Below are 11066 nucleotides of genomic sequence, written 5' to 3'. Positions count from 1 at the left end.
CGCAGTGAGCATGCGGCGCACCCGCCCGCGGCCCGGTGGTAAAGACGGCGGTTCTGCGCCAGCAAATAAGCTATCCGGATGATTTTTTCCGTCTTTCATTTGCATCTGACAAACTTCGACTATTCTTGTCTGAAACCACGTCTAACTGCAGGGAGAAACACATGACTATGTACGTCACGCTTGAAGAAGCTCTTGATGCCGCGCGCGAAGAGTTTGCCGCAGACCACCCGGCAGACGCCGATGAAACACCGGCCGTTGCCCAGCTAAATCTGCAAAAATACATTCTGCAGGACGGGGACATCATGTGGCAGGCAGCGTTTGCTGCCGATGAAGACGAAGAAGGCGACGGCCTGCCGATACTTAGCGGTGAAGCCGCCCAGTCCGTCTTTGACGGCGACTTCGATGAAATTGAACTGACCCAGGAGTGGCAGGAAGAGAACACCCTGCACGAGTGGGACGAGGGTGAATTTCAGCTTGAACCGCCGCTGGATACCGAAGAGGGCCAGGCGGCCGCCGATGAGTGGGACGAGCGCTAGCAGCTACTCCCATGGGCCGTGCTGGTAGTCTATGGGCAGCAGCAGCGTGTCGAATACCAGCGAGAGCGGCAGATCGAGGACGGTCAGCCAGCGCCAGCCCGAATCCCGCAGATCCCACTGTACGCCGGGATAGTATTGACTGCCGTGCCCCTGCCCCGGCAGGGTGCGGCTAATCACCGATCCGCAGCCGCTTAGCAACATCACCATTAGCCCAACGCTCAGTAGCTTCACAAACCCTCTCTTTCAGATAAAAAAATACCGGCCAGATGGCCGGTATTTTAGCTTAACGCGCGGGTTATTTCGCTTTCAGCGCCGCGGGATTAAGCGTTATTGTCTCGTAGTGGTTAACCCACGACGAATATTTCTCCGGGGCTGACCAGACGCGGTAGTGCATACGCGCCATGGTAACCGGGTCGCTCAGCAGCACCAGCCGGCGGTCGCGGTTAAGCTTGTCCGGCGTGTCGTTAAGCGCCTGCTCAACGTGCCGGTCGCGGGCAATTTCCAGCACCTGGCTTTTGCGATGGCGCGCGGTGGCCATGGCGGTGGCCAGGGCGTTGAATGACGGATTAAATACGGCGTGCATAAAGCCGTCATCCAGCGCGCGGGCGCGGTTGAGGGTAACGTATTTATCGGTATCCTCAAGCACCTTCGGCGTGCGGTACTCTTCCGGGATCAGGAACAGCTTCGCCCGCTTGCTGCGCAGCCCCACGGTGGCGCGGCTGGAAATAGCCGACACGATCGGAGAGAGGATCAGCGAGAAGACGATAGGCGCCAGCCAGAACAGGAAGCGCAGGTCAAGCCACGCCATGCCCGCCGCCCACACGATACCCAGCAGCATCTGGGAGCCGTGGCGCATGAACGCTTCGCTCCACGGCGTGGAGTCGTCATCGCGCTGCGGCGAATTCCAGACCACTTCCCAGCCGAGAAACGCGCTGACCACGAACACGGTGTGGAACAGCATACGTACCGGCGCCAGCAGCACCGAGAACAGCACCTCCAGCAGCAGGGAAAGCGTTACCCGGAAGAAGCCGCCATACTCTTTCGGCCCTTTGCACCAGACCAGAATAATACTCAGCAGCTTGGGCAGGAACAGCAGCACCATGGTTGACGCAAAGAGGGCTATTGCCAGCTCCGGTCGCCACTGCGGCCACACCGGGAACAGCTGGCGCGGCTGGAGGAAGTACTGCGGCTCTGTGAGCGCGTGTACCACCTGCAGCGCGGTAGAAAGCGCCAGGAACATGAACCACAGCGGCGCGGAGAGATAGGACATGACGCCGGTAAGGAACACAGCGCGGTGTACCGGGTGCATGCCTTTCACCAGGAACAGGCGGAAGTTCATCAGGTTACCCTGACACCAGCGGCGGTCGCGCTTGAGTTCGTCCAGCAGGTTCGGCGGCAGCTCCTCATAGGAACCGGGGAGATCGTAGGCAATCCACACGCCCCATCCCGCGCGGCGCATCAGCGCGGCTTCCACAAAGTCATGAGACAGGATGGAGCCGGCGAAGTTGCCTTCGCCCGGCAGCGGTGCCAGGGCACAGTGCTCGATGAACGGCTTGACGCGAATAATCGCGTTATGACCCCAGTAGTGCGACTCGCCCAGCTGCCAGAAGTGCAGACCGGCGGTAAACAGCGGACCGTAAACGCGGGTGGCGAACTGCTGGCAGCGCGCGTACAGCGTATCCATCCCGGAGGCGCGCGGCGACGACTGAATGATGCCCGCGTTCGGGTTAGCTTCCATCAGGCGCACCAGGCCACTCAGGCACTCGCCGGACATCACCGAGTCCGCGTCCAGCACGACCATGTAGCTGTACTGGTTACCCCAGCGGCGGCAGAAATCATCGATGTTGCCGCTTTTGCGCTTCACGCGGCGGCGGCGGCGGCGATAGAAAATCTGCCCTTCGCCCTGCACTTCGGCGATCAGCTCCATCCATGCTTTTTGCTCTTGCATGCAGATATCAGGATTGTAGCTGTCGCTGAGGATATAGACGTCAAAGTGCTTATGGTTGCCGGAGGCTTTCACCGATTCCCACGTGGCGCGCAGACCCGCGAAGACGCGATCCACGTCCTCGTTACAGATAGGCATGATAAGCGCGGTGCGGTGCTCCGGGTTCAGCGGCTCGTCGCCGGTCGTAGACGCGGAGATGCTGTACTTATCCCGGCCAATCAGCAGCTGTAGAAAGCCCATCAGCGCCGTCCAGAAGCCTGCTGATACCCAGCAGAACAGCACCGCGAAGAGAATCAAGATCCCGGTTTGCAGCACGTAAGGCAGCAGCTGCATAAAGGAGACCCACAGATCCTGCTCGCGCATGTCCATCGGGTTAATCAGCGCCCAGCCCTGATAAGGCAGGATGGTCTTCATATACCAGGTGGCAACTACGGTCTGAGCGAGCGTCAGCAGCAGCAGAATATAGCGGCGGATAGAGCCTACCGTACGCCACTTCTCTTCGTGCTTCTGCTCTTCCTTACTCAGGCGTGCCAGATAGCGCGGCGTCACGTCGCGGCCCAGCATCCGGTCCCACCAGCGGCCAATCGGGTTGGTGCGCCACGGATCCGGGAACATCGAGGAGCGCGTCGCCTTCGGCATAGCGTTCAGCTGGGCGCGGCCCTCGTCGTCTTTGCTAACCAGCGTTGGCGATGCGCTCTCCGGCCAGGCCTGCTTCAGACGCGCGTCCACAGAGCCCAGCGGAGAATCATCTTCCCGCGCAAAATGCTCCGGCGAATCGTCCAGCGCGTGCTGCAGCGAGGCAAAGTCAGATGTCGGCAATGCCGCCTTCTCCGTTTCGGAGAGGGGCATCGCGTCGATATACTCGGTTATCTTATTCATTGGCAGGTAGCTGATAACTCCAGGTTTCACTCAGGGTCCGATCGCCTTCAACCAGCGCCGCGCGCATGTCGGTAGTTTTCTTCGGATCTTTCACCTTCACGCGAAGCGTCAGGCGCCAGCCCTTGGTCACAGGATTATAGCGAACGTTGCTGTCCACGATCTGGCCGTTGTCGCCGATGCTGGTTTGCGCCGCTACGTCAGTATCCTGCGGCAGCTTCTTCATCTCGGTGCCGACAAAATCAATAATGAAGGCGGTGGTGCCGTCCGGCTGGCGAATCAAATTCGACTGCTTCACGTCCCCGACCGAGCGGCGAGTCTGCATAACCCAGGCGCTGTCGGCGGCGTGCAGCTTGTCTTCGTCGCGGGTAAAGTTGATGGTGTACTTAAAGTTCATCTCTTTACCCGGCTCAGGCAGCTGATCCGGCGTCCAGTAGGCGACGATGTTGTCGTTGGTCTCATCATTGGTCGGAATTTCCACCAGCTGAACGGTACCTTTACCCCAGTCGCCCTGCGGCGTGACCCAGGCGCTCGGGCGCAGGTCGTAACGATCGTCTAAATCTTCATAGCGGGAGAAGTGACGCCCGCGCTGCAGCAGACCAAAGCCTTTCGGATTTTCCGTTGCGTAGCTGCTGACCGCCAGATGTTTCGGGTTATTCAGCGGACGCCAGATCCATTCGTCGTTGCCCGCATGAATGGACAGACCGTTGGAGTCGTGCAGTTCAGGGCGGTAGTTGACGGTAGGAGACGGCTGGCTTGAGCCAAACAGGAACATGCTGGTGAGCGGCGCTACGCCGAGCTTGCCCACTTTGTCGCGCAGATAGACTTTAGACTGCACGTCCACAGCGGTGTCGCGGCCCGGCATAATCACAAACCGGTAGGCGCCGGTCGCGCGCGGAGAGTCCAGCAGCGCGTAAATGGTCAGGCGCTTGTCGTTGGGTTTCGGGCGCTCGATCCAGAACTCGCGAAAGCGCGGAAACTCTTCCCCGGACGGCAGCGCGGTATCAATGGCCAGACCGCGCGCGGAAAGGCCGTACACCTGGCCCTGGCCGAGCACGCGGAAGTAGCTCGCGCCCAGCATGCTGACGATTTCATCGTTTTTATTTTTGCTGTTGATGGGGTAGAGAACTTTGAATCCGGCGAAACCGAGATCTTTTACGGTGTCTTTATCGTGCTGGACGTTGCCGAAGTTGAAATAGTCCGGGCTGTATTTGATCTGTTTTACTGTTGTTGCGGTAACTTCGTTAATCTTAACCGGCGTTTCGAAATACATCCCCTGGTGATAAAACTCAAGCTTGAACGGCGTCTTGATATTGTTCCAGTACGCTTTATCGTGATTGAACTGTATTTGCTGGTAGTCCGCGTATTTCATATCGCGAAAAACGGAGGGTAAGTTGCTTTTAGGCGCCTCGTAGCTCTTTTTAGCCAGAGACTGCGCGTCCTTCGCAACATCGTTAATGCTGAATGCCCATGCAGATGAAGTACACAGGGACAACGTTATGGCTGCGCATAACCAACGCAGTTTCATCATCTGTGGTTTCTTGTTCATAATAGGTAAGCACTTCCCCCTTTGTGTGCTTAAATCGATCCGATCCATTTTACTGGAAACTCAGGCAATCCGACAACATAATCCCCTTTTTGTTCGGCCCAGTGGCTTATGGAGTAAACAATCGTCATCCTTAGTTGCACTTTGCGCGTTTGTCCTGGAGACAGATATACGGGTACTGGTGTAGGGTTAGCGACAATTTAGCCTTAACAGCACGGTGCGATAAGGCGATTAGTCTGAGAATACGTTGAATTTATGAGTAAAGTACCGAACCAACGTGAGTATTTCCTCGATTCTATCCGCGCGTGGCTGATGCTGCTCGGCATCCCTTTTCATATATCGCTGATTTACTCAAGTCACGCATGGCACGTCAACAGCGCCGAGCCTTCATGGTGGCTAACGCTGTTCAATGATTTTATTCATTCGTTTCGCATGCAGGTGTTTTTCGTTATTTCCGGCTATTTTTCCTACATGCTTTTTCTGCGTTATCCGCTGAAGAAGTGGTGGAAGGTACGCGTTGAGCGAGTCGGTATTCCGATGCTCACTGCCATTCCCCTGCTGACGCTGCCGCAATTTCTGATGCTGCAGCACGCCACGGGAAAAGGTGAAAACTGGCACGCGCTCTCCCTGTATGAAAAATACAACACCCTGAGCTGGGAGCTTATTTCCCACCTCTGGTTCTTGCTGGTGCTGGTGGTTTTGACCACCCTGGGACTCGGGCTTTTTGCTTCTCTGCGCCGCCACGCGCGCAATCCGACGGACGCCATTTTTGCTGATGTCACTATGGGCAAGCTGAGCGTGATTTTTCTCGGGTTCGGCCTGCTGTACGCCGCGCTGCGCCGGGTGCTGCTGCTGGTTTATCCCCCGCTGCTCAGCGACGGGATGTTTAACTTTGTGATGATGCAGACGCTGTTCTATCTGCCGTTCTTTATTCTCGGCGCGCAGGCATTTATTAATCCGCGCCTGAAAGCGCTGTTCGTCACGCCCTCGCCCTGGTGCGCGGTGGCCTCGCTGCTGGGCTTTATCGCCTACCGCCTGAACCAGCACTACGGCAGCGGCGACGGCTGGATGTATGAGACCGAAGCGGTGATCACCATGCTGCTGGGGCTGTGGATGGTTAACGTGGTTTTCTCATTTGGCCACCGCCTGCTCAATTCCCATTCGCCGCGGGTAACCTACTTTGTGAACGCGTCCCTGTTTATTTATCTGGTTCACCATCCGCTGACGCTGCTGTTCGGGGCGTGGATAACGCCGCTGATCCACTCCAATACGCTGGGCTTTTTCGCCGGACTGGTATTCGTGGTAGGCAGCGCGCTGATCCTGTATGAAATCCACCTGCGGATCCCGCTGCTGCGCTTCTTGTTTTCCGGCAAGCCGCAGCGTAACGCTCCGTCGGTGCACGCCTGATCGGTTCCCACCTAAAATCGCGGGCGCAGCAGCGCCCGCGACGCTTACAGCAGCCACTCCACCGGCAGCATATAGGCCAGCAGCACCAGGATTTTCTGCCACAGCCTCACGTCCGGCTCTTTATCGAGCACCTGTAACTTGCCGTCCTCCCGGTCCAGCCACTCAATTTTGCCCTGCGGCGTTAAGCGCAGCTGCCACGCGGCCTCGCGCTGGCTGAGCTGAAAGCGGTGATGAATACGCTGCGCCAGCGCTTCGCTGTCGATGACAAGCCCCATTTCGGTATTGAGCATCGCCGAGCGCTGGTCAAAATTGAATGATCCAATAAAGACCTTTTTTCCGTCGACGCTGAAGGTTTTGGCATGCAGGCTCGAGCCGGAATTACCGGTCAGCCCCCGGTCGTGTACGCCAGGGCGCGGGTGCTGCAGCGGCTTGAGTTCAAACAGATCCACGCCGTGGCGCAGCAGTTTTTTCCGCCAGCGGGCGTAACCTGAATGGACGACCGCCACATCGTTGGCCGCCAGGGAATTGGTCAGAATAGCCACCTTCACGCCGCGCCGCACCAGCTGCAGGATCTGCGCAACCCCGGCGCGTCCCGGCACAAAGTAGGCGGAGATAATATCAATCTGCTGCGTGGGCGAGCCCATCACTTTAGTCAGGCGCTCCGCCAGCAGCGTTCTGCGCGGCACATCCCCCTGCCCCTTGCGGGGATCGTCGCTGAGCAGGCTGACCTTCGCCCAGATAAACGGCAGCCTGCCGTTCACCAGCCGTTTACCGATAGTGGTGGTGGCCAGCTTATCCAGGTAGCGGCGCACCTCGGGATCGTCCGACGGCTCTGCGGAAAGCCTGGCGGCAGCGTCAGTGGTGTCATCGGCCAGAACATGCCTGAGCGTTGAAACGCTGCGGCTGTTCCAGTAGCGCTCGAAGTCGGCTTCCACGTCGTTCACCACCGGCCCCACCACCAGCACATCGAGATCGGCAAACAGCGGCTCGTCACCGACGCCGAAGTAAGCATCCCCCACGTTGCGCCCGCCGATAATGGTCACCAGCCCGTCAACGGTGAAGCTTTTGTTGTGCATCCGGCGGTTAAGGCGGGCGAAATCGGTCAGGTAGCCGAGCATGCGCAGGGTGCGAAAAGAGAACGGGTTAAACAGCCGCACTTCGATGCGCGGATGGGCATCCAGCAGCTGGAGAATATCGTCCAGGCCGGAAGTGTTGTTGTCGTCCAGCAGCAGGCGTACCTTCACGCCGCGGTTTGCCGCGTCCAGCAGGGCCTTAAACAGCCGCCGGCCCGACATGTCGTTTTGCCAAATGTAGTATTGAACGTCGAGAGTTCGCTCGGCGGTTTCGGCCAGCTGATAGCGGGCGGCGAAAGCCTCCAGCCCCTCTTCCAGGGTGAAAATGCCGCACTCGCCCGGATGGGCAGCCAGCTCATCTGCCAGAACCCGGCCCAGATGTGTTTCATTATTATTATGCATAACGTCGGTCTGTTTCCTTTTCATAATATGAAAGACAATCAAGCGGGCCGCGCGCATCCGGCCCAGGCTAATAACTTTAGAACGGATCGGCAGGACCTTCTTAAGCAAAAGTAGCTTTCTCTTTGACGGGCGAAATACCGCTGCGGCCTGGGTAAAGCATAGCGCGATTTTTTACCTGATGCGGCGGGCAGGTGTTCGGCTTAGCGCAGATAACACAGGCTAGATGCGGCTGGGCTCAGGCAGCCGCTGCACAATCGCGCATTTTTCAGAATCATCGGGGGGATAACGGACAAGACGTAAAGCATGCCGCCGGCTATTGCGACCCCGGCGGCACGATAAAGATGACCGGTCGCGGCTATTCGCCGCCCTCTTCCTCTTCTTCCAGCTCGTCCCACATGGCGGCAATCGCGTCACGAGTCAGCGGCGCCATCGTGCGCCAGAAGGCGCTTTCGGCGTGGGCCTCTACTTTTCCGAGGAAAGTGCCGCACCAGGGCAGCAGATACTCGGCGAACAGCATTTCTACCGCATCACTCTCGTCTTCCGCAGCGTTATCTTCAAGCCATGAGGCCGCGAGCAGCAGCGTGCCGATGTGATCGGCAGGGGTATCGCTCAGCGGCATGCCGCGGGAAGAGAGGAAGCTGCGCACTTCGGCTTCGCTGGCGCCTTCCACCCACGCGCTGCGGTACGGCGGGACGCTGGCGTCTTCACCCACAAAAAGCGCGTTATAGTCGGCGGCCAGCGGCTGGATATCGCAGCTTTTTTGCAGGCGCGCCAGCAGTTCGTCCTGCTCAAGGGGCCAGCTTGCGGCCAGTTTGCCTTCGCGGATCAGGGTGAACAGCGGCACCAGCAGCGGATCCTGCGGCTGTCGATAGTAAAGCGATCCCAGCACGCGGCAGAGGATTGAAAACTCGTTCATGCAATTTTTCCAGTAGTAAAAAATTAAAATTCAGCGAACTCGGGGATGTGCGGCCTGCCGCGAGATTCGAGGAAATCGAGGAAGCGGCGCGGCGTCACGTTGAGAATGCGCGCTTCGGGGAAGTCTACGGCGTCGAGAATTTTACGGCACTCGGTAAACTCGCCGAGGGTAAACGCCGTGTGCGAGTCAGAGCCCAGCGCCAGCCAGCCACCCGCGGCTTTTACCGCTGCGGCAATGGCGGTGCAGTTGGCTTCGCTGCCCGGACGCGAGGAGACGAATGAGGAGTTATTGATTTCCAGCGCCACATGGTGTTCCGCCGCCGCGCGGGCCACCGCGTCGATATCAATGGGAAACTTTGGATTGCCCGGATGTGAAATCATATGCACGTTGCCGCTGGCGATCGTCGCAATCATCGCTTCAGTGTGGGTCGCTTTATCCTGCGGGGGAAATACCGGCTCGTGAAAGCCGCCGATAATAAAATCCAGGCCGGTGAGCATCGGCCCGGTGCAGTCGATCTCGCCTAGGGTATTTTTAATGTTGGCCTCAATACCGCGCAGGATCCCCACGCCGTCAACTACCCGGGGCCAGATCCGCATATTGACGAAGTGCCAGTAATGCGGCGCATCGGCCATATCCGGACCGTGGTCGGTAATGGCGAACAGTTTAATCTGCTTGCGCTTTGCTTCGGCAATATAGTCGTGCAGAGTGCTGTAGGCGTGGGTGCTGGCAACGGTATGCATGTGTAGGTCAACAGGGTACATCGGGTTCTCCTCTTTCTTATTGGGGCAAGCATAGCAAAATTGCCCCTGCTTTATTAGCGGTCTGTTGCGCCCGGCAGCATCAGTAGCCGCGCTCCCGGTTGACTTGTCCGGTGACCGGCATCCCCTGCTCCAGCTTGCCAATAGTGTCCGCAATATATTCGATAGCCTCCTGAGGGCGAGTGACGGCGGCAAGGTGCGGAGTAATGGCGATGCGGGGATGTGCCCACAGCGGACTTTCCGGCGGCAGCGGCTCGCGGCTAAACACATCGAGCATCGCGCCTTTGATTTTGCCGCCGTCCAGCATCTTAATCAGATCGTCTTCAATAAGATGAACGCCCCGGGCGATGTTAAGGAGATAGGCGCCATCCTGGAGCTTTTCTAACAGTGCCTGATTAATAATACCGACGGTTTCCGGGGTATTGGGCAACAGGTTTATCAGCACGCGGGTACCGGAGAGAAACGCGTCCAGTTCGCCCTGGCCAGCGAAGCTGCTGACGCCAGGCCAGCTTTTGCGGCTGCGGCTCCAGACCCTGACCGGAAATCCCCAGCCCTTGAGGCTTTCAGCCACTTTGCTGCCGAGTACACCGGCGCCCATAATGCCGATGGTAAAGTCTTCCCGCTGATAGTCCGGCAGCGGCTGCCAGCAGCGCTGCTGCTTTTGCGCCTGATAATCGTCAAAGCGGCGGAACCAGTGCAGCACCTGGCTTACGGTATATTCCTGCATTTGTTCCGCCATCCCGGTATCTTCAAGGCGAAACAGCGGAACGCTCTGCGGCAGCATTTCAGGGTGGGCGTTCAGCTTGCTGAGGATAGAGTCTACGCCCGCGCCGAGCGCAAATACGGCTTTCAACTCTCTTCCCTGCAGCATTTCAACCGGCGGATGCCATACCAGCGCGTAGTCGGCAGGACCATTATCACCGCTTTTCCACTCCCGCACGCGGGCGTCGGGCATCTGCGCCTGCAGCTTGCGGATCCACAGGTCGTTATCAAAGGTCGGATGATAGAAGAGGATATCCATACGTGCTCCATTGCTGAATGTCGATGTCGTGTGCAGCGCCAGCATAGCAAACTTCGGGCAATTCCCGGGGGTAAGCTGATGATAAAAAAAGCAAAGGATGATTAATCCCCGCGCATGCTGGTTGAAGTTTGGCTAATCGCGCGGTTTTAGCAAAAAGAGAGTTGACGTAAGTTACGCTTTTCCCTACATTAGCGCCCGTTCCGGTAACAACCGGAAAGACAATATGGTGAGGTGTCCGAGTGGCTGAAGGAGCACGCCTGGAAAGTGTGTATACGGCAACGTATCGGGGGTTCGAATCCCCCCCTCACCGCCATATTTGAAGAAGAGCTCGCATTCGCATGCGGGCTTTTTTTTCGCATGTTGCACTACCGGGGGGGATGAGAAGCCCCGACCGGGGTTCGACAACTGGCGCAGCCAGTTGGACAGTCCGGACTGCCCGCAGGGCGAGCGCAGCGAGTCAATCCCCCCCTCACCGCCATATTTGAAGAAGAGCCCGCATTCACATGCGGGCTTTTTTTTCGCATGTTGCACAACCCGGGGGGATGAGAAGCCCCGACCGGGGTTCGACAACTGGCGTAGCCAGTTG

9 protein-coding genes, 1 tRNA gene and 1 other RNA gene are annotated in these 11066 nt (G+C 58.1%); 4 read left to right on the top strand and 7 right to left on the bottom strand.

The window, feature by feature from the left end; all coding sequences use genetic code 11:
* Positions 1–161: 161 nt before the first annotated feature.
* Positions 162–536, top strand: a complete 375-nt coding sequence (locus QZ766_RS15585; protein WP_297203485.1) for a MysB family protein — start codon at positions 162–164, stop codon at positions 534–536.
* A 3-nt stretch (positions 537–539) separates the two neighbouring features.
* On the opposite strand, the gene QZ766_RS15580 is transcribed toward QZ766_RS15585, so the two are convergent.
* From QZ766_RS15580 to mdoG, 3 genes are all read right to left on the bottom strand, one after another.
* Complete coding sequence (locus tag QZ766_RS15580) at positions 540–767, bottom strand: YceK/YidQ family lipoprotein (protein WP_297203483.1); 228 nt, start codon at positions 765–767, stop codon at positions 540–542.
* Positions 768–831: 64 nt separating this feature from the next.
* Positions 832–3360 (bottom strand): glucans biosynthesis glucosyltransferase MdoH, encoded by a 2529-nt coding sequence (mdoH, locus tag QZ766_RS15575; protein WP_297203481.1) that lies wholly within the window; start codon positions 3358–3360, stop codon positions 832–834.
* Positions 3353–4888 (bottom strand): glucans biosynthesis protein MdoG, encoded by a 1536-nt coding sequence (gene mdoG / locus QZ766_RS15570; RefSeq protein ID WP_297203479.1) that lies wholly within the window; start codon positions 4886–4888, stop codon positions 3353–3355. The genes mdoH and mdoG overlap by 8 nt, the downstream gene beginning before the upstream one ends.
* A 270-nt stretch (positions 4889–5158) precedes the next feature.
* Here mdoG and mdoC point away from each other — a divergent pair, with 270 nt between their 5' ends.
* Positions 5159–6310 carry a glucans biosynthesis protein MdoC gene (gene mdoC / locus QZ766_RS15565; RefSeq protein WP_297203477.1) on the top strand — a complete coding sequence of 384 codons (1152 nt, stop codon included), beginning with the start codon at positions 5159–5161 and terminating at the stop codon, positions 6308–6310.
* A gap of 44 nt (positions 6311–6354) precedes the next feature.
* On the opposite strand, the gene QZ766_RS15560 is transcribed toward mdoC, so the two are convergent.
* The 4 genes from QZ766_RS15560 to ghrA form a co-directional block, all read right to left on the bottom strand.
* On the bottom strand, positions 6355–7785 hold the full coding sequence (locus QZ766_RS15560) for a phospholipase D family protein (RefSeq protein WP_297203475.1): 1431 nt from the start codon (positions 7783–7785) through the stop codon (positions 6355–6357).
* Positions 7786–8140: 355 nt separating this feature from the next.
* Positions 8141–8701: a molecular chaperone gene (locus QZ766_RS15555; protein WP_297203473.1), complete on the bottom strand. Its 561-nt coding sequence runs from the start codon at positions 8699–8701 to the stop codon at positions 8141–8143.
* Positions 8702–8724: 23 nt separating this feature from the next.
* Positions 8725–9462 carry a phosphatase gene (locus QZ766_RS15550; RefSeq protein ID WP_297203471.1) on the bottom strand — a complete coding sequence of 246 codons (738 nt, stop codon included), beginning with the start codon at positions 9460–9462 and terminating at the stop codon, positions 8725–8727.
* A 79-nt stretch (positions 9463–9541) separates the two neighbouring features.
* Positions 9542–10480, bottom strand: a complete 939-nt coding sequence (ghrA, locus tag QZ766_RS15545) for a glyoxylate/hydroxypyruvate reductase GhrA (protein ID WP_297203469.1) — start codon at positions 10478–10480, stop codon at positions 9542–9544.
* Positions 10481–10705: 225 nt separating this feature from the next.
* On the opposite strand from ghrA, the gene QZ766_RS15540 reads away from it, so the two are divergent.
* Positions 10706–10793 (top strand) — tRNA-Ser (locus QZ766_RS15540).
* 43 nt (positions 10794–10836) lie between these two features.
* A non-coding RNA gene (locus QZ766_RS15535) (RtT sRNA) lies at positions 10837–10958 on the top strand.
* Positions 10959–11066 lie beyond the last annotated feature (108 nt).

The organism is uncultured Pluralibacter sp. (genome assembly GCF_913775985.1).
Taxonomy (GTDB): Bacteria; Pseudomonadota; Gammaproteobacteria; order Enterobacterales; family Enterobacteriaceae; genus Pluralibacter.
Note: the sequence above shows the minus strand (reverse complement) of the source record. Positions and strands in the feature narration are given on the sequence as shown.

Coding starts and splice junctions, on each gene's coding strand:
- QZ766_RS15585 (WP_297203485.1), top strand. CDS start 162: ATGACTATGTACGTCACGCTTGAAGAAGCTCTTGATGCCGCGCGCGAA.
- mdoH (WP_297203481.1), bottom strand. CDS start 3,360: ATGAATAAGATAACCGAGTATATCGACGCGATGCCCCTCTCCGAAACG.
- mdoG (WP_297203479.1), bottom strand. CDS start 4,888: ATGATGAAACTGCGTTGGTTATGCGCAGCCATAACGTTGTCCCTGTGT.
- mdoC (WP_297203477.1), top strand. CDS start 5,159: ATGAGTAAAGTACCGAACCAACGTGAGTATTTCCTCGATTCTATCCGC.
- QZ766_RS15560 (WP_297203475.1), bottom strand. CDS start 7,785: ATGCATAATAATAATGAAACACATCTGGGCCGGGTTCTGGCAGATGAG.
- QZ766_RS15555 (WP_297203473.1), bottom strand. CDS start 8,701: ATGAACGAGTTTTCAATCCTCTGCCGCGTGCTGGGATCGCTTTACTAT.
- QZ766_RS15550 (WP_297203471.1), bottom strand. CDS start 9,462: ATGTACCCTGTTGACCTACACATGCATACCGTTGCCAGCACCCACGCC.
- ghrA (WP_297203469.1), bottom strand. CDS start 10,480: ATGGATATCCTCTTCTATCATCCGACCTTTGATAACGACCTGTGGATC.